The sequence below is a fragment of the Candidatus Xianfuyuplasma coldseepsis genome, from assembly GCF_014023125.1.
Lineage (GTDB): Bacteria > Bacillota_I > Bacilli_A > Izemoplasmatales > Izemoplasmataceae > Xianfuyuplasma > Xianfuyuplasma coldseepsis.
Genome location: NZ_CP048914.1, coordinates 996,581 through 1,016,608, shown reverse-complemented (window position 1 = coordinate 1,016,608; position 20,028 = coordinate 996,581). Strand labels below are relative to the sequence as shown.

Annotated in this window: 16 protein-coding genes; 10 read left to right on the top strand and 6 right to left on the bottom strand. The window is 39.3% G+C overall.

Annotation, left to right across the window (positions count from 1 at the left end; genetic code table 11):
* Positions 1 to 26: 26 nt before the first annotated feature.
* The 5 genes from G4Z02_RS04800 to G4Z02_RS04780 all read right to left on the bottom strand — a co-directional run bounded on the left by G4Z02_RS04800 (position 27) and on the right by G4Z02_RS04780 (position 6,991).
* Positions 27 to 1,289, bottom strand: coding sequence for a nickel-dependent putative hexonate epimerase (locus tag G4Z02_RS04800; protein WP_258876858.1), 1,263 nt, complete (start codon positions 1,287 to 1,289; stop codon positions 27 to 29).
* Positions 1,290 to 1,300: 11 nt separating this feature from the next.
* Complete coding sequence (gene gnd, locus G4Z02_RS04795; RefSeq protein WP_258876857.1) at positions 1,301 to 2,749, bottom strand: decarboxylating NADP(+)-dependent phosphogluconate dehydrogenase; 1,449 nt, start codon at positions 2,747 to 2,749, stop codon at positions 1,301 to 1,303.
* Positions 2,750 to 2,754: 5 nt separating this feature from the next.
* The gene (locus tag G4Z02_RS04790) at positions 2,755 to 3,834 is read right to left on the bottom strand and encodes a PfkB family carbohydrate kinase (RefSeq protein WP_258876856.1); all 1,080 of its coding nucleotides are present in this window, start codon (positions 3,832 to 3,834) and stop codon (positions 2,755 to 2,757) included.
* Between the two features lie 554 nt (positions 3,835 to 4,388).
* Positions 4,389 to 5,132, bottom strand: a complete 744-nt coding sequence (locus G4Z02_RS04785; RefSeq protein ID WP_258876855.1) for a glycerophosphodiester phosphodiesterase — start codon at positions 5,130 to 5,132, stop codon at positions 4,389 to 4,391.
* 20 nt (positions 5,133 to 5,152) lie between these two features.
* A complete protein-coding gene (locus G4Z02_RS04780) occupies positions 5,153 to 6,991 on the bottom strand; it encodes a glycerophosphodiester phosphodiesterase (protein ID WP_258876854.1) in 1,839 nt (612 codons plus the stop codon).
* A gap of 160 nt (positions 6,992 to 7,151) precedes the next feature.
* On the opposite strand from G4Z02_RS04780, the gene G4Z02_RS04775 reads away from it, so the two are divergent.
* The 7 genes from G4Z02_RS04775 (at position 7,152) to G4Z02_RS04745 (ending at position 13,395) form a co-directional block, all read left to right on the top strand.
* Positions 7,152 to 8,147, top strand: a complete 996-nt coding sequence (locus G4Z02_RS04775) for a serine hydrolase domain-containing protein (protein ID WP_258876853.1) — start codon at positions 7,152 to 7,154, stop codon at positions 8,145 to 8,147.
* Between the two features lie 13 nt (positions 8,148 to 8,160).
* On the top strand, positions 8,161 to 8,619 hold the full coding sequence (locus G4Z02_RS04770) for a hypothetical protein (protein ID WP_258876852.1): 459 nt from the start codon (positions 8,161 to 8,163) through the stop codon (positions 8,617 to 8,619).
* A gap of 72 nt (positions 8,620 to 8,691) precedes the next feature.
* A complete protein-coding gene (locus tag G4Z02_RS04765; protein ID WP_258876851.1) occupies positions 8,692 to 10,830 on the top strand; it encodes an efflux RND transporter permease subunit in 2,139 nt (712 codons plus the stop codon).
* A gap of 66 nt (positions 10,831 to 10,896) precedes the next feature.
* Positions 10,897 to 11,370, top strand: coding sequence for a glutathione peroxidase (locus G4Z02_RS04760; protein WP_258876850.1), 474 nt, complete (start codon positions 10,897 to 10,899; stop codon positions 11,368 to 11,370).
* A 72-nt stretch (positions 11,371 to 11,442) separates the two neighbouring features.
* The gene (locus G4Z02_RS04755) at positions 11,443 to 12,390 is read left to right on the top strand and encodes a carbohydrate kinase family protein (protein ID WP_258876849.1); all 948 of its coding nucleotides are present in this window, start codon (positions 11,443 to 11,445) and stop codon (positions 12,388 to 12,390) included.
* A 120-nt stretch (positions 12,391 to 12,510) separates the two neighbouring features.
* Entirely contained in the window at positions 12,511 to 13,119 is a 609-nt protein-coding gene (locus G4Z02_RS04750; RefSeq protein ID WP_258876848.1) for a carboxymuconolactone decarboxylase family protein, read from the top strand.
* A 120-nt stretch (positions 13,120 to 13,239) separates the two neighbouring features.
* On the top strand, positions 13,240 to 13,395 hold the full coding sequence (locus G4Z02_RS04745) for a hypothetical protein (RefSeq protein ID WP_258876847.1): 156 nt from the start codon (positions 13,240 to 13,242) through the stop codon (positions 13,393 to 13,395).
* Positions 13,396 to 13,459: 64 nt separating this feature from the next.
* On the opposite strand, the gene G4Z02_RS04740 is transcribed toward G4Z02_RS04745, so the two are convergent.
* Positions 13,460 to 14,638, bottom strand: coding sequence for a helix-turn-helix domain-containing protein (locus G4Z02_RS04740; protein ID WP_258876846.1), 1,179 nt, complete (start codon positions 14,636 to 14,638; stop codon positions 13,460 to 13,462).
* Between the two features lie 137 nt (positions 14,639 to 14,775).
* Here G4Z02_RS04740 and G4Z02_RS04735 point away from each other — a divergent pair, with 137 nt between their 5' ends.
* The 3 genes from G4Z02_RS04735 to G4Z02_RS04725 all read left to right on the top strand — a co-directional run bounded on the left by G4Z02_RS04735 (position 14,776) and on the right by G4Z02_RS04725 (position 20,000).
* On the top strand, positions 14,776 to 17,028 hold the full coding sequence (locus tag G4Z02_RS04735; protein ID WP_258876845.1) for a glycoside hydrolase family 2 protein: 2,253 nt from the start codon (positions 14,776 to 14,778) through the stop codon (positions 17,026 to 17,028).
* A gap of 11 nt (positions 17,029 to 17,039) precedes the next feature.
* Entirely contained in the window at positions 17,040 to 18,479 is a 1,440-nt protein-coding gene (locus tag G4Z02_RS04730) for an MFS transporter (RefSeq protein WP_258876844.1), read from the top strand.
* Positions 18,480 to 18,599: 120 nt separating this feature from the next.
* A complete protein-coding gene (locus tag G4Z02_RS04725; protein WP_258876843.1) occupies positions 18,600 to 20,000 on the top strand; it encodes a glucoamylase family protein in 1,401 nt (466 codons plus the stop codon).
* The last annotated feature ends 28 nt before the right edge of the window (positions 20,001 to 20,028 follow it).

The following is a 20,028-nucleotide window of genomic DNA, read 5'->3' as shown; positions in this document are numbered from 1 at the left end:
TATCATAGATAAGTTGCGTTCTTGTCTTAAAATTTATTTTTATCGATCCATAACCCTAGAGCTGGGTTGGGGATATAGAAAATCTCTTCTCCATTATCTAGAGTATTCCACCCATAGTTTAAGGTGTCGGGGTTGTATGTTTGAATGACATCGTGGTAATTCGCATAATTGAATTGTACTTGTTCAATCTCCTCTTTTGTAATATCTTGTACGGCGTAGGTGATGGTGAAGCGACCATCACTGGAGCCGTGGATGAGATGGGCTGCAGCACTCATATTGTCTTGGAGATCCTTGTTGTTATGGAAGTCCTTGAGGACTTGATCACGACCCGTATAACCATAGGTCCGAATCAATTCATCAATCCGATCATCTTCGCCAAAGCGTTTGACACCGGGAGCTAAGATAAGTAGTTCGCCACCGTCTTTGATTGCCATTCTTGTGCGGTATACGGCTTTGTTTCCAAGCCAGGTAGATTTGAATTCTTTGGGGTCTAGATAGACGACACATTTGTTGATTGGACGATCGAGGAAATCGATGTTTTTCTTTTGAGCTAACTCGACCGCGGATTCAAAGGTAGGACGATTAGGTCCAATGAACAATCCGTGAATGGTGACATCGTTTTTAACGGCTGTGGTAACCGTAAGAACAAAGACGATCGGTAGGTTGTTTAGATAGTGTTCCAAGGCATAATCAAGAATCTTACGAACAGGAGTATGATCTTTTCCCATCATCCGTTCCATCCCGTAGACCGCCCCAATCATATGCGATTCGTTGATGGTGTTTCTACCACCACAACCAACGAGTAGATTCTTGGAGTGATTTGCCATTCCTATGACTTCATGGGGAACGACTTGGCCGATGGAGAGAATTAAATCGTAGTCTCCTTCTACAATAATCTTATTGATTTCACAAGTGACTTTTTCGGCCCAATAGCCTCCGGTAATATCCTTGACATAGTCCGCAGGGACTTCACCGATTTTTACGACGTCATTGCGCCAGTCATGGATGATGAATTTGTCTAGAGGAATGTCACCAAACATTTCTTCAAGTTCATCATCTGGCATCGGTACATGGGTACCGAGTGCCGGTAAAATATCGATCTCACAAAGGTCTTTTAACTCGTGGTAGTACATATTGGTGATTCGACCGGCATAGGAATGAAATCGGGTAATATCGGGAGGAATAATTAGAACACGGTTTACAGTCAAATCTTGAAGGGATTTTTGAATACCTTTCAAGATTTCTGTATCGGATAACCCTTGTTCTTTACCATAATATCGAATATCCATGAGGTTTCCTCCTATGCGTTGTATGTGGTTGATGAAGTGGTTCCACCTGTACCAGTCCAATTGGTGTGGAAGAATTCACCTCGTGGTTTGTCGATTCTCTCGTAGGTATGAGCCCCGAAATAATCGCGCATCGCTTGGAGTAAATTCGCAGGTAAGGTCTCTGTTGTATATCCGTCAAAGTAGGCCAATCCGGCACTGAGTGATGGCATTGGAATACCATGCAATATACCTTTGGCTACTACGGTGCGGTAGTTGTTGATATGTTTGTCCAAAGCATCTTTGAAGTACCCATCTAGAAGTACATTTGTCAGCGATGGTTGATTGGTAAATGCTTTATTGATTTTGCCTAAGAAACGACTACGAATGATGCATCCGCCACGCCACATTAAGGCAATATCTCCGTAGTTTAGATTCCATTTATTTATTTTAGATGCTTCTTTTAGTAAAGCAAATCCTTGGGCATAACTAATGATTTTAGCGACATAGAGGGCGTCGTGTAATTGTTGTAAGAACTCTTCTTTGTTAACCTTGAACGGTTTGATGGTTCGATTATAGGTTTTCGATGCTACAATTCGTTCTGATTTTTGTGAGGATAAGAAACGTGCATATACACTTTCCCCGATCAGAGATAATGGGATACCTTCTTCAAGAGAACTGATTGCAGTCCATTTACCAGTACCTTTTTGTCCTGCGGTATCTAGTATCTTTTCAACAAGGACACTACCATCTTCGTCTTTCTTTCGTAAAATATCTTTGGTAATATCAATCAGATAGCTATCAAGTACCCCTTGATTCCACCGATCAAAGACATCGGCCATATCATCATGACTCATTTGTAAACCATCGCGCATGATGTGATAGACTTCGGTAATTAATTGGATGTCACCATACTCAATTCCATTATGTACCATTTTTACATAGTGTCCTGCCCCTCCAGGTCCGACCCATTCGGTGCAGATGTCTCCATCGGATGTACGGGCAGCGATTGCTTTAAAGATCGGAGCCACATGAGCCCATGCCTCTTTAGAGCCTCCTGGCATTAGTGATGGTCCATTTAATGCCCCTTCTTCACCCCCAGAAACACCACTTCCAATGAAATAGAAGCCTTTGCTCGTGACAAGTTCATAACGGCGTAAGGTATCGTGGTAGTTTGAATTTCCACCGTCAATGATGATATCTCCTTGATCGAGTAATGGTAGGAGTTGATCAATCACTTGATCGACGGGACTACCAGCACGAATCATCATCATGATTTTACGCGGCGTTTCAAGTTGGTTTATAAGATCTTTTAGTGAATCTGCAAAACCAATATTTTTACCTTTTGCTCGGCCATTTTTAAATGCGTTGACACGGTCTTGATCGATGTCATAACCACAAACATGAAATCCTTTGGATTCCATGTTTAATACAAGATTTTCACCCATGACAGCAAGACCAATCATTCCAATATTGTAGGTCATTGTATCTATCTCCTTACGCGTGCATTACCTTCGTACACGCTCCATATTTGTTCTTCGGATAACGGCATTGAATAATCGTCTAATAAGGTTGCAGTAAAGGCCCCGTTTGCCCAACCAAAGTGACAGGCATCCGCAAGGGACATTCCCTTAATTAACCCATACAGCAATCCACCGACAAAGCCGTCACCACCACCGATGCGATCCAACACTTGTATCGGTCGCGGGTTGACGATTTCCCAGGATGATGTGGTAACATCATGGACAATGGATCCCCATAAATGCTCGTTTGCACTCACAACTTCACGTAGTGTTGTTGCAAACATCTGGGCGTTTGGATATGATGTTTTCATCGTTTCAATCATATCTATAAACTGTTGAACTTTGTTTTCGAGATGTTCGCCACCGGATTCTGGTCCTTGTACACCAAGTGCTAGTTGGAAGTCTTCTTCATTTCCAATTAAGATATCAGACAATGAGGCGATTTCGTGAAATACGCTGCGCAGTTCTTGTTCCCGATCTTTCCAGAACGATGCGCGATAGTTAATATCAAAACTGATTAGTGTGTTGTGTTGTTTGGCTTTCTTTGCCAGTTCCACACAGAAAGTCGATGTCGTTGTACTTAAGGCAGCGATTAATCCTGAGATATGGATTAATTTTACCCCATCCTTTTGGAACAATCGATCCACATCAAAATCACTGGATTGAATTGTACGTCCCACTTCTCCAGCACGATCATTATGAACGCGTGGTGCACGAAGACCATAGCCACTGTCAGCGATATTAAACTGATGACGATATCCCCATGGTCCTTCTTGTGGTTTATCTTGCCCGTCATATTCAATATGACGGCGCATTAAATCGTTTTTGATAAACTGAGCAATCGGGCTGTCTTTGACAAATGCGGTTAAGACTTTTGTCTTCAGTCCAAGTGATGCACCACAGGATAACACATTACTTTCTGCGGATGTTGTTTGTAGCTGAAATTGAGTACTCGTATGAACCACTTGACGATGCAGTGGTGTTAAGCGGACACCCATACTTGTTGGAACAACAATATCATATGTTGCTGCGTGATTAAATTTCATAACTGGCCTCCTAAAAATAAGGTTCTATTTTACATCACTATAATACTATGAAATACAAGCGTTGTCATACATATTTTTGATGTGAAATAATAGATTTATGATGTAGGTTATTCAACATAAATTAGTTCGTTATCCATCCACCTTTTGCGCAAGCGCTTTCTTCATCAAAAAGTTTTCCACGACCTGAAAAACCGCTAGGGTTCAATATCAACCAATAAAGCCCTTTTTTATACTGACCTTGATATTGTGGATAACTTTGTGGATAAGTATATCGTCATTTCCTATTGACTATAGCTCTTTAAAGTGCTTTAATATTTGTACGGAGAGAAGAACGCACAACTCGATAAAAATCTTGAATATGTATTAGAAAATTGGATCGAAATGGAACCAATAATCCGGATGAAAATCATTGAGAAATCAATAGATGGAAATCGATTATCCAAAGTAAAGAAAAGGATTTATACCATACATTAATTTATTAATGAAGGATAAAATACAAGTTGTGTAAAACCATATGGGCTTCTCTCTTTTTGTATGCCCAATACGAAAACAATCTACTCGCGAGTAGATTGTTTTTCTATGTAGTGTAATAGTTGCGTGGGTTTGTCGGTGGTAATCCCTTCAATCTTCCACTTGATAAATCGCTTGATATGTCGCATCTTATTGACAGACCATGTATAGATCGGTTTATTGTGTTCTTTTAGAAACTTCACAAGTTTGGGATGACGATACAAGTATCGATATTTGGGACCAATACTATCAAAACGAGGATCGAGCAAGGCTGCAAAAGGTTGTCTCCATCTGGAGAAGATAAAAGTACAGTGAACGGTTGGAATATGTTCTTTTATGTCCAATAATATATCTTTGTAAAAGGATAAGATAAAGACATCGTCAACCATGTTATAGGTTTCTAGGAGTCGCTTTATCGTAAGTCCCATATAGGGATCATGCGCTTTGATTTCAATGAAGATTTGTTTCTTGCCTTGTAGTAATTGTAGCGCTTCTTCTAGTGTTGGGATTGGTTCTTTGGGAATACGTGAATCAAACCAACTTGTTGCATCAAAAGTCCGTGCTTCTTCTAGTGTCACATCCTTGATGTAGCGCTTATCTTGTTCTGTGGTTGTCCGTTTCAAGGAGGCATCATGCAGTAAAACGGGAATGTGATCCTTCGTAAAACGGACGTCAAACTCAATCGCATCCACAGGATATTTGAGTCCTTGACGAATGGCGTATAGTGTGTTTTCCGGCGCATCGTTTCCACCACCACGGTGGATGGTGATAAAGGGTTTGTTGTCCATAAGGATTCCTTCTTCATTCGTTATTGGATATCGCGTGAAAAAATCGTTTCTAGAAGTTTACGATATTCGGATTTTGTGGAATCTGAATAAATAACTTCCCGTGTTAGAAGGGGATAGTCGGTGATAATCCCGTCAACATTAAGAGAATTCATCTCCGATATTGCGTCTTGGTTATTAATGGTCCAAATATAGACTTCCTTACCGGCTTGTTGAAGAATCCGAATACGATCGGCATTTCCTTGCGCAAGTTCATACCGAAAGCCGATGTTATCAATGCGATCATTTCCTGCTATCACGGAGATATCACCAATAAAAGAACTTAGTAATAGGAGTGTTTCAATTCGATCATCTAACGCTTTGATTCGCTCTAACTGTCCTTGATTAAAAGAGAGTATGATAACATTACGAACTAAAAATCGATCCTGGAGCATTTCGACAATGATTTCTTCTCCCCCTTGATACGAGTCTTTTAGTTCCAAGAAGATGGTCGCTTGAAAATTAATTTGACGGAGTGCTTCATCTAATGTCGGGATCGGTTCGCCAGCGAACGCTTCATCGAACCACGAACCGGCGTCATATTGGGCCAGTTCTTCATACGTAAGATCGGAGATCTTGGTATTTGCGGTATCGTTTGTGGTTCTGGTTAAGGTCGCATCATGAAGTAAGACAGGTACACCATCTTTGGTAAACCGAACGTCAATTTCAATTGCATCCGCTGCGAAATCAAGTCCTTGCTGGATCCCTGCAATCGTGTTTTCTGGTCCAAAATTACCTCCACCACGATGGGATACGACAACCGGATTATTTAACAACTCCAGCTTGGCTGGGTTGTTGGAGATGAACGAAATAAAGATGATGGTTCCAATCGCGAGAAGAACCGTTACTCCGGAAATAATTCGATAAAATACCGTTCTACGAAATGGACGATTGGATCGGATATACCGAACATCCTCTACGAGTTCTAGGTGTTTTGTGATCTTGTGTTTATAGTAATATGCATTAATCCAGGCAAAGTTAATTGGGATTAAAATGATGGTTGCTAGTAACCCTACAATCAGATAAACGCTATAAATAATCGACAAGATAATGGGATATACGGTAGACTCTCCGCGGAATAGTAGGACAAACAAGGCGACAATCCCGATAATGATTAGGTAGAGGGCATAGATTAAGACATTGATGATTCCATTGACAATAAAGAATGAGATTACCATTTTCAAACGATTGCCTTTTAAAAGTCGTCGTGAGTGATTAAAATTCTCTTTCAATGTTGGTTTTTCAATCGTACATTGAAGCTCAAAGAAGATCGTTTCAATAAACAATACAAGCAACCCCACAATGAGGAAAAATGCAACCGGGCGGAACCACGAAAACCGGGCTAACTCGGAAGCGATATAATCCGGTATTTGTACCGTACTCGCAATCCCGACAATATGAAACAACTCGACTAAGAATAAGAAAATCATCGAGGAGGTAATGATGACGATATGATACGACTTAATCATCTGATATAATCGTTTTCCCGATACGATCAATAATGACTGGATTCCCACTGGTTGGCGATGATGACTGGCATGAAAGACAATCGATAGAACGACGACTTCATAGGTAACATAGATGCCAAATACCAGTAATAAAAACAAGCCAAGAAGGATTGTGCGAATGTCTGTAATATACTCAAAGAAGTCCGCATTAACGACATACTCAAATCCGGTCCAACGTACGGATAGATATAAGATCCCAGTAACAAGCGGATACACAATTGCGAGTCCTAGTAACCGGTAGATGATTTCAAAGACAAGTAATGGACGAATGTTAAATCGTAGTAATTGATATGCTTTTTGTAGATACAGTTTCATTCGTCTCACCTCGCTTTTCTATACATCTATTATACCGCGAAACGAAAAAAAACAAGAAATCTCAATGATAACATAGCAACGTTGCTTCAAAGATAAGAAAAAATCAGTTTAAATTGCAAACCAAATCAGATGGTTTTATAATGAATAGTGAGGTGATGACATGCAACTAAAAGACATTTTAAAAACCCATTCGTTTAATGGACAAGTACTCCTTAGTAAGGGAGAACAAATTATTGATAAGGCAGCACATGGCTACCGCGATATCGAGAATCAAATACCGATGACTCTGGATACGAGAATTCGAATTGCATCGGTATCGAAACAGTTTACTGCGGTAGCGATGTTACTGTTGGCATACCAGGGAAAATGTTCATTGGATGATACATTAGATACGTATTTCCCTCATTATCAACATGGCAGTAAGATTACTATCCATCAGTTGTTGTGCAATTCCAGTGGAATTGCTCCATATGAATTATTTGCCGACTATAGTACATACTTTGCCAAGGATTATTTCTATGAAGTATTTGTCGATGACGTCGTGTTCCCGTTAGGGTTAAGTTTTGAACCAGGAACAGCATATGAATATTCTGGTTCTGGGTATATGGTATTAACACGATTAATTGAACTCATCAGCGGTGAACCCTTTGATGTGCATTTGAAACATGCATTATTTGAACCTCTCCATATGAAGGATACCGACTTTGATCATAATGATCCTTCTGATCATCTTGCAGTTCCATACGATGTGAACGAGGGACAGATTGTTGATGCGATGCCGATTGATATGCGTCTAGCTGGGGGTGGCGGTGGATGCTTTTCTACCGTGTTAGACCTTCACAAATGGAATCAATCCTTGTTTGATTGTACCTTGTTACCACAAGAGTGGATTAACAAGTTGTTTGTTAAATACACACCAATCAATGAATATGTGTCGTATGGGTATGGCTTCTTTTTAGCTTCTGATACCAATGAAACTCCTCCGGTAAACTATAACTATCATACCGGTGGTGGACCGGGAGCTCGTTCGATATCGAGTTTATTTGTCGATTATGGTTACCAACTGATCATGCTGTCAAACGTCAATGATCGTACTACATTTGATAAAGTCCGTTCAGAACTCTATCAAATCCTATATCAAGGTGATATACTATAAGTAGGTGATAACAATGAATGAAACGAAATTTAATTCGACGTATTTCTTTGAAACCATAGTCCAACAACTACTGACATTGGCTATGAACTTTCCTGCGATGTATACGACTTTGTGGACAGCGATTATTTTATGGATTGTCAATGTAGACAATCTGTTAATAGTCTATGCTGCACTAGTTGTCGGAGTCATCTTGAAATTGGTCTTTACGATGACATCGAAAAGCAAAGCCTTAAAAAGTGAATGGTTTGTCATTGGAGTAGATCTCGGGATAGCCTTACTGATTGTCTTTATTAACGGGTTCATTATTGAGATAATTGTGTTGGTTTTATCAGCACTATACCTCCTGTACTATTCCTATGTCATGACGATTTCCTATACCCGATTAGGACATAATACTGAAGAGATACTCCATGATTTGAGACATCGTCATGAGAAGCAAAACAAACAAGCTAATAAAGGTAAAAAACGATAGTTGAACTATCGTTTTTTTGTATTTACTTTATATTATATGAGGACTATAATGAAACAGTAGGCAGGTGACATCATGAAACGATACGTAGACTTTATTTTTAAATACAAAAAAGCACTTATTATTGGATTTATTATGATTAACATAGCCGCAATCATTGGGATTATTCAAGTTCGTTTAAATACGGATTTTTCATTGTTTACAACCAATGATTCCGAGTATGAAACCACTCTTGAAGAATTGGTCGACACCTTTGGTAGTACTGATCAGATTATGGTGTTGGTAGAAATGGACGATTTTGGAGACACATCAAAGTCCCAACTTCGTAATATCCAAGGAATGATTGAAGGAATGTCCAATGTGGATTATGTCCAAGGACCTGCCCCGATGGATGTGGCAACACCTACTGGGGAAATTCCCTTTGATTTAATTACACCTGAGCAACTGCTGACGCAGTATACGCTTATGGAAGAATTCAGTCCAATCGTGATCCAAGATGACACGTACTATGGTTTGATTACGGTCTTTGTAAGTGATGACTTTGGTGGCAGTGATGTGAGTTATCTTGAAGAGGAATTGGCCTCGTTTGATCTTCCGACCTATATAGCGGGAGACGATTATAATCAGGTGAAGATTGTCGATTATATCCTCCAAATATTATTTATATTGCCACCACTTGCAATCCTTGTGATTTTACTGGTTTTTCGCTGGCAAATTGGTGCACTCTTACCAACGATTCTCAGTGTTGTTCCGGCAGCAATTGGATCGATTTGGACATTTGGTATTATTGGCTATATGGGAAATGAAGTTTCGATTTTAACGGCGGTCGTACCGATCTTTATTATTGTTATTGGATCGGCTGACGGATTGCATTTTATGACGCATTTCCAAGAATCTAGAAAACAAGGATTAAACCATAAAGAGGCGATGACTAGTGCGCTTAAAGTAACGGGAATCCCGATGATAGTGACCACCTTAACATCGATGGCGGGATTCTTAAGTTTGTTGTCGATGGATACGTCAAGTATAGTTGATTTGGCGGTATTTGCCTCACTGGGAATCTTACTCGCCGGTGTTGCGACGTGGTATGTGTTACCGTTGATTCTATCCAATAATTTCAATGTACTACCGAAAAAACAAGCACGGATTCATATTCCATTTGCCGATTATATTAAGAAACTATGGGGTATTCCTTCTGTAGTTATCGTGTTAATATTGCTTACTCTTGGTATTGTATTCTCCAGTTCAATCAATCATGAGTTCGATATGTTGAGCGTATATAAGAAGCAAACGGTTGTCGCACAGAATGCGACGAAATTAGAGGAGGTAAACGGGGGAAGTATTCCGTTATATATCATCTATAAATCCGATAATATAGTAAGTATTGAATCGATGAATGAAGTGGAAGCGTTGATTACGGCCTTGGATGAAACATCCAATGTAAATCGTGTCATCAATCCGTACCGTTTATTACAAATCATGTTTGAACAACAAGTCGGTGGTGACATTCCCAATGATTTCATGCTGAACTTTGTCTATGACTTAATGAAATCCTCGTCGGATGTACCAATTGATGATATGTTCGATGCTGAAAATAATGTACTTCGATTGATGGTGTTCCCAAGCGATATGACAAATGATACGTTGATTGAACTCGAAAATCTTGTCAATGATCAAGATATGGATGTGTCAATCACGGGAACACAGTATTTACTAAAAGACTTAAATGTATCAATTGGGACGATGCAGAGAAATAGTATTGTTCTTGCTCTTGCAGTTGTATTTGTGATGTTACTCATAAGTTTGCGTGATGTAATGGTAGCATTTATCAGTATTATCCCGATTTCAATTACGGTAGCAAGTATCTACGCCGTCCTAGGGATGACGGGTATTCCTCTGAATATTACAACCGTCATCATCTTCTCAATCAGTATTGGTGTCGGGATTGATTATGCGGTGCATTTTAGTAGTGTCTACAAGATGCATCGTAAGGAAAATAACGATAAAACGACAAGTGTACAGTTGGCTTATCAAGGCGTCTCCAAACCGGTTATTGCCAATGCCCTAGGGATATCATTAGGGCTCAGTGTCATGCTGTTATCTCCTCTGACAATCCACACCAATGTCTCGATTCTAATGTGGGTAGGTATGATTATTAGTGTACTGATGACCTTAACGTTCCTACCAACGATCTTCTCCTATTCTAAAAAGTAGTATATGATTCGTTTTCTTATCCGATTTTCGGTATAATAATAGTGTTAAACATAAAGGAGTGATACGATGAGTATTTATGATTATGACGTATTAGATGCGGCTGGAAATACAGTTTCTTTAAGCACATTCAAAGACAAAGTATTGGTGATTGTCAATGTTGCTAGTAAATGTGGGTTTACACCACAATATGAAGACCTACAAGCTCTGTATGAAGAATACAATGACAAAGGCTTTGAAATTCTAGGTTTCCCAAGCAATCAATTTATGAATCAAGAACCGGGAACCAATGATGAAATCCAATCGTTCTGTAAGTTGAATTATGGAGTTAGTTTTCCGGTATTGGCGAAAATTGATGTCAACGGGGAAAATGAAAATCCCCTGTATACCTACTTAAAACAAGAAGGAAAAGGATTACTGGGTTCCAAAATCAAATGGAACTTCACCAAATTCTTGATTGATCGCAAGGGAAATGTCGTCAAACGCTATGCGCCCAATGTCAATCCAATGAAAATGAAAGCCGATATTGAAAACATCTTATAACAATCCATAAAACTCCCAAAAAATGGGAGTTTTTGTTTGATTTTTATAGTACAATAAGAATGAGGTGATTGGATGAACAAGCTCATCAGTATTGGCGAATTATTAATTGATTTTATTCCCAAAGAAAAAGGACGCAAACTCAAAGATGTTGTTAATTATGAACGTGTTGCCGGTGGAGCACCCGCAAACGTCGCAGCTTGTGTTACCCGTTTGGGTGGTAGTGCCATTATGCTGACAAAAGTAGGAAAAGACGGATTTGGTGATCATCTGATTGAAAGTTTAAACGCTGTGGGCGTTGATACGTCTCACATCAAACGAACGGATAAAGCCAATACGGCATTAGCCTTCGTGTCGTTGACAAACGATGGTGAACGGGATTTCTCTTTCTACCGCAATCCTTCAGCGGATATGCTGTTGGAACCCAAGGACATCGATGAATCGATTTTCAAAAAAGGGGATGTCCTTCATTTTTGTAGTGTCGATCTTGTTGATTATCCTGTACGTAAAGCTCATAAAGCCGCAATTGAATATGCACAGAAACACGATATGATCATCTCGTTTGATCCGAATTTGCGTTTTCCGTTATGGCCGGATAAAGACGCATACAAGAAAACCATTAATCAGTTCATACCAGAAGCTCATATCCTCAAAATCAGTGATGACGAATTATTGTTTATAACAGGAATCGAGAACAAGAGCGATGCCATTCAATCCTTATTTAAAGGAAATGTTCGAGTTATTATTTTAACAGAAGGGTCCAATGGGGCCAGTATCTATACGAAACAGAACGTCATCTTTGTCCCGAGTGAAAAAGTCAAGCCTGTGGATACAACAGGTGCCGGAGACTCCTTTATCGGTGCCATCATATATCAACTTTTAGCACGTGGTATTAACCTGAATAACCTTGAAGACGTCCAAGATGAGGCTATATTATCCTTTGCTCACAAAGTGAGTCAGCATGTGGTTTTAGAAAAAGGGGCGATCCCGGTGATGCCAACGAAACAAGATTTAAGAAAATAACACTTCGCTTGAAGTGTTTTTATTTGTAATTTAATTCATGTAAGGGTATTTATTTAGAATTAGTTTCATATTGGAACTAGTTTTTCATAAAATATGATATGGTATTACCGAGGTGATATCATGACACATCAATCACGAGTGTTCTCAATCAAAGAACAACTACAAAATATCGTATGTGCATCAAAATCATTTGTCCTTCTGCGCTCAAAACGACGCACAGGATTAATGAACAAGAAACTAAAAGAACGAATCATGCTTGCCGTTACTGAAGTAAACGGCTGTCAAATGTGTTCGTTTGTTCATACCAAAATAGCCTTGCAAAGCGGCATGACAAAAGAGCAAATACAAGAAATCCTCAATGGTGATACCAGTAATATCCCTGTTGAAGATGCGGTAGCTGTTCTATTTGGTCAACACTTTGCGGATCAGAAAGAAGATCCAACAGATGACGCAATTTATCGGTTGGTTGACGAGTATGGATTTGAAAAGGCAGAGTTGATTGTTGCAGTATGTAATATGATTACAATGACCAACGGTATGGGCATTTCAATGGATCATTTATGGCGTCGTATTCGGTTCAAATCGGTCGCTCAATCGCGATTCTTGTATGAACTGTTTAACCCCCTATTAACGATGTTTCTATTCCCTGTTTTCAGTCTCTTTCATTTTATGAAAACATTGTACAAAAAGGCTAGTTTATTACCTAATAAGTATGATTTAACAATGTAAGGAAGCTTTGATTATCAATTGAAAACGTGTTCATGTACATTACTGTTTACATTTGTTTTCATAAGCGTATAATGAGGGTGTTTCAATCGAAACAAATCTCATGAAAGCGAGGACTTTAGCATGAACAACTTTGATAATCTTTATTCCAATAATGTGGATTACGTCTCTAGTACGTCTTATGCGAATACAGCATATAGTGCGTATACAGAATCCTTAAAATCCACCTACTCCATTTTAAGTTCTTTACTATCAAGCATTACTAAAGTATTCAAGTAATGCAAATTTACTTAACTGAAAAATAACTGCACCTATCAATGATATAAATTGGTAGGTGCAGTTTTTATTGTGCGCTATTTTGATATTGTTTTGGGGTAATGCCCTCATAATCTTTAAATACTTTGGAGAAATGGGACGAGTTGGCAAATCCTAAGATGGTGGCAATATCTAGGACACTATGGGTTTGTTGTTTCAGTAGCTTTTTTGCTTCAATGACTTTGGTTCGATTGATATAACGGGTAACGGTATAACCCGTTTCATGTTTGAATTGTCGTGATAAATGTTCTTTTGAAATATACAAGTAGTCGGCAATGTCGTGCAAGGATACGCTACCGGTAATGTGACGTCTAATATAAAAGATGGCATTACGGATTAATTTTGAGTAATCGCGTATCGCATATTGATCAACGGCTTCGGTGTATGTAAGTAAGATGTCGCGCATAAACTTATTGGCGTCGAAGTTCGATTTCATCGATTCGATCTGAATCCCAAAGTTTGTCGAGATTTGATGACCAAGTTGGACATCGACACCACCGCGGATGGCCGCCCGGTTACACAAGGTATTCATGATTGTCAGACGGGTTTTGGTATTGCGCAAAGTATCATTGATTGCCCGTTCTGGTAGGTTGGACATGATTTCATGGGTTTGAAAGTTTCTTGCTTTAGTGACGTCACCCGTTTCAATAATCGACATGAACATATCCTCAATTTCATAGTTCCGTTTGACGAACTCGAACTCTTGAAATAAGCTGTCCACATCAATACGTTGGGCGTTTTTGACTCGTTCCGGAGTAAGCAACTTAAACTGAAGGGGATCTAAACCTGTCCCAAACATTCGTTTAATTAGGTGAAATATAAAGTGAATCTCAACAGATTCCAACACCCGTAATTGATTAAACATGCTATCTAACATAACAGCGTCTTCGCGAATTAACCGGAGTCGCTTTTTTAATGCCGTCAAATTGTTCAGATCGGTTTCCTGTTCTAAGAACGGTCCAATAACAACAGTATCTTCTTGAATCATGAATCCAATGTAACTAAGATTCGACACATCTTTTAAACGGGATACGGTATCCGCTTCAATACTACGAATCACTTGAATCCGATTCTTCTTGATAACTTCATTGAGTTTATCGGGAATACTGAGCCCACTGAATAAGCTGGATTCCTTGTTTTCATCCAACACGTAAAACGGAATATTAATTAACTTATACAATACATTGTAAAAACTATCTCGATCCATATCATCACCATCTCTATTATAGATATTTTCGCAAATAACATCAAGAATTTGTTATTTTATATTAATCTGAGATATGAATTCGCTTACAAATTTATACTATTATGGTAGTATCAGAAGTGTGTGAAAGGACAATAACAATGAAAAAAATACGTTTAAACGGTGAATGGAGTTTCACCAAAGATAATGGCTTCGATGCCAATGCAAAGTGGGAGATCGTACAAGTACCCCATACATGGAATAACCTCGATGGCCAAGATGGTGGTAATGATTATTACCGCGGAACCTGTTTTTATAAACGAGACATTGAAGTGGCTTCTCATGAAGGTCGTGTATTTCTTGAATTTGAAGGGGTAAATAGTATTGGTACAGTCTATCTAAACGGGACTGAACTGGGAACTCATAAAGGTGGATATTCTACTTTCCGTTTTGATATTACCGATAGTGCCATAGAAGGAACCAATGAACTGTTAGTTGCAGTGGATAACTCGCATCATGAAGATGTGATGCCGTTAATGGCAGACTTTACCTTCTACGGTGGAATTTACCGAGATAGTTATCTTGTATATACAGCACCTATTGCATTTGATTTAACCCATAAGGGAGCTCCTGGAGTGTATGTATCACAAACAGATATCTCGTACAAACAAGCAAACTTCACCATTGATACCTATATGAACAATGATCTAGAAGATACAGATGTGTCGTTGTCGATTCAAGTATTGGATGCCAATGATTCGGTTGTCCTCTCTCAAGAAGAGGTAATCCACCTATCAAACCATGTTCATACTTCTAGTCGCTTACAGTTAAACAATCCCCATTTATGGAACGGTGTGAAAGACCCATACTTATATACAATCGTTGTTACATTGATAGCGAACAATACCATCGTTGATGAACGTCGTATCCCAACTGGATTCCGCTTCTTCCATATGGATGAAAATGCATTTTATTTAAACGGAGAATTACTTCGTTTAAATGGGGTCTCACGTCACCAAGATCGCAAAGATGTTGGAAATGCATTAACTAAAGCAATGCATGAAGAAGATATGGCATTTATTAAAGAAATTGGAGCGAATTCAATCCGATTAGCTCATTACCAACAAGCACAGTATTTCTACGATTTATGCGATACAGAAGGAATGATTATCTGGGCGGAGATTCCATATATTACCCGTCCTTCAAAAGAAGATCATACTGGATCCAATCCCATGAGTCAAATGGAAGAACTTGTCAAACAAAACTACAACCACAGTAGTATTGTTATGTGGGGCGTTCAAAACGAGATTACCGCAGTTGGAAAACGGGATAATGTTGAGGAAATTGTGACAAACTTACACAATCTAACAAAATCACTCGATCCCTATCGTTTAACGACCCAAGCCCAAGTATCAATGCATCCAGCCCTCGATTCGATGAATACAATCACTGATGTGGTTGCCTTTAATCACTACTTCGGATGGTATAGTGGTGTGGTCGAAGATTTTAAAGGCTGGCTAGCGGACTATCGTGAGAAAAATCCTACGCGTCCTCTTGGACTTAGTGAATACGGTGTCGAAGGAATTATCAAGTATCATTCCGATACTCCTCAAGTAAAAGATTACACAGAAGAATACCATGCCTTATGGCACGAAAAAGCTTATGATATTTTAAGCAATACTCCCTATATCTGGGGAACCTATGTGTGGAACATGTTTACCTTTGCGGCAGACTTCCGTGATGAAGGTGGCGTTCAAGGATTAAACAACAAAGGTCTTGTCAACTTCGATCGTACAATTCGCAAAGATGCCTTCTTCTACTACAAAGCCAAATGGAGCAAAGAACCGATGGTGCATCTTAATTCCAAACGGTTTGTCGAACGACACAACAAAGATATAACGTTAAAAGCCTATAGTAATCTTGATGAAATCACATTCTTTCTCAATGGACAAAAGGTTCCAACAACGGATCATTACGATGTCATTTACACCGCAAATGTAACCTTACAAGAGGGTGAAAATACCGTTACAGTATGTGCCGGTGAGTTATGTGATGAAACGGTATTCATTACTGTGGATGAACCTAACCCATCGTACTCTGTACCGGAAGCCGATCAAGGCAAAGGGGTTCTCAATTTAAATGTCGACAACTGGTTTGACGATCAACTTGATAACGACGAGATCCTACAAATTGATCCAATGTACTACAATGTCAATATGACGATTCAAGAACTACTGGATAATCCTGACACGGAACAAATATTCGATACCTACTTTAGTGAATTCCGTAAACATCCGATGTTCGAAATGGCTGCAGGAATGAGTCTGATGATGATTCATGAGTTTGATAAGAACTCGATGCCACTCGCATTATTAATCCAAGTAAACAAAGCATTACAACAATATAAAAAATAAGGAGATACAGTATGGATACAACAATAAAAGTGAAAAATCGTGCTAGTTTTTGGCAATTGTTTGGATTTGCGGGAAACAATGCAGCAACCAATGCATTATTTGTTTTGATCAGTGGTAGTATGTTTTTAGCATACGGAGCGGATATATATGGATTCTCCACTGTTACCTTAGGATTCTTAGCCGGGGGAACCCGAATCTTTGATGCGATTACCGATCCAATTATTGGGGTTATGGTGGATAAAACCAATACCAAACTCGGGCGCTTCCGCCCGTGGATGATTGCCGGTAGTATTCTATCGAATATCATGTTCTTACTATTGTTTTGGGGCTTAAAAACCGGAACCGATGGTGGGAACTTCTTCTTACTACTTGGTGTATACGTAATTTGGGTTATTGGGTATACGTTCCAAACATCCATTTCCAAAGCTGGACAAAACGTATTAACAAGTGATCCAAAACAACGGACGACGTTAAATGCAATCAGTGGACTGTTTACGATGATTGTATTTATGACCGGTATGATTCTTTACCCAATCTTAGTACCAGAAGGATTTACGAATGTTGCTGAGAACTGGCAAAGTCTTGCGCTTGTTATGGTTGGATTGCAACTATTGTTTACGATCTTTGCACTTGTAGGAATTTGGAAAAAAGATGTTCCTGAAAACTATTTAAGTGTCGCAACATCAACTGAAAAACCAAAAGTAAAAGACTATGTTGAAATGTTTAAAAACAACAAGGCATTGCAAATGCTTGTGGTCGCTGCTTCAACAAACAAAGTAACCTTAACCATTGGCCAAGGATTGGTTGTCTTCTTCTATGCATACGTTGTCTTAAATCCAGAAATGCAATCAACGGTTACACCAACAACGATTATCTTCATGTTACTTGCTACATTTAGCGTACTTGCATATACCCATAAAAGGGGACGAAAAACATCCTTTACCCATCTATCATGGGGTGCGTTCATCTGGGGATTCATTGCAATTGGATTGGTCGCACTTGCTCCAAGTAATTTCTTAATGTTGGTATTTGTACTTGGTATTAATAGTTACTTCATGGGTGGTACTGATCTAAATGTTATTCCGATGATTGGCGATGCCGCCGATTATGAAAATTACAATACCGGGAAATTTATTCCAGGAATGATTGGTACGGCATTCAGCTTCATTGATAAGTTGGTTAGTTCCTTAGGTAGTGTGATCTCTGGGGTATTACTCGCTGCGTTTGGATTTGTCAGTTTAACCGAAACCGAACCGACACCACTTCTATTCTGGGGAATCTTAATAACCTACTTCGCCTTCCCAGCACTCGGACATCTTGCTTCTGTTATTGCGATGAAATACTACCCACTTGACAATGAAATGATGGAAAAAATGCACAAGGAATTAGATGCTCGGTTGAACCCAACCGCAGACATCGGCGATACCTTACAAAATATTGAGTTAGAATAAAAGGATGATGCCTCATCCTTTTTTTGTGTGTACACACACAACTATCAAATATTGTACTTTGTACTTTTCATTTATAAGTATGTCCCCTATAATAAACATATCTAGATAGGAGTGATATCCATGAAAAAATTACTGATTGTATTGATGCTTGTTGGATTAGCCGCATGTAGACCGCAAGGATTACAATGTGATGAAGGATACATTGAAGATAATGGCGTTTGTGTTGTCGATTTGGCACCTTGCGAAGATGGCCTTATCGAAGAAGATGGCCAGTGTGTAGATGCACCACTTGCTGCCGAGGAGATTCTATTATGGGAACTCGAGAAAAGTTTCAATATGTTTTGGTTACTAGCAAACACCAATGAAGAAAGTGATGGCTATGGGTTGATAACAAGTCGGTATCCAACCAATGGATCAATCGCCAGTATTGCAGGTGTCGGTTTTGGTTTAGCAGCAATTCCGATTGGTGTAGAAATGGGCTTCATTACCTATGAAGAAGGTCAGGAACGTGCATTAAAAACATTACAATCAATGAGTGAACTTGTTCGATTTCATGGATTTTACTATCACTTTTGGGACAAAGCGAGTGGAACTCGGTATGGATCTAGTGAAGTAAGCATCATTGATACCGGATTATTCTTAGGTGGTGCCTTAACAGCAGGAGAATACTTTGGTGGTGATGTCAAAACCGTTGCAGATGATATCTATACCGGTGTTGATTGGACCTGGTACTATAATGACACCACGAATAAATTCTATATGGGCTATGATCGTGACGAAGAACAACACTTTGGATCCTGGAACCATGTCGCTGAACAGTTGATACTATATGTCCTCTCCGCAGGTACACCAAATCCCGATTATCGTGTAGGTAAAGAAGCTTACGATCGGTTAGATCGACTATATGGAAGCTATGGTGGCGATGAATTTATTCACAGCTGGTTTGGAAGTTTATTTACGTATCAGTTTAGTCATGCGTTTGTTGATTTCCGTAATTTATGGGATGAAGATGGTGTGAACTGGTGGGATAATAGTGTTGCTGCAACCCTTGCGAACCGTGAGTATGCAATTGATTATTCTTCAACGTTCAAAACCTTTGGTGAAAACTCCTGGGGAATGACAGCGGGTGATGGTCCAACTGGATACAGTGGATTCTATGGTGCTGCACCATCTGGAAATCCAAACTGGACTCATGTAAATGACGGGACAATCACCGTCGCTGGAGCAATCGGCAGTTTACCATTTGCTCCAGAGCTGGTTAGTGATGCCGTACTCTACTTTGATACACTAGATGACTTAAAGGGAACTTTTGGTTTCAAAGATGGTTATAATCTTGAAAATCCAGATGATCCGTGGTTTGCGACCGATTCTCTTGGTATCGATAAAGGGATTACCGTTGTCATGATTGGAAACTATTATACCGAAGTTGTGTGGGATTCCTTTATGCAAAGTGAATATGTCCAAGCTGGACTAGATGAATTGGGGTTCACTGATGTGAATCCTAATGCGACAAGTGAATAACAACTGAATCGATTAACTGGAGTGATTG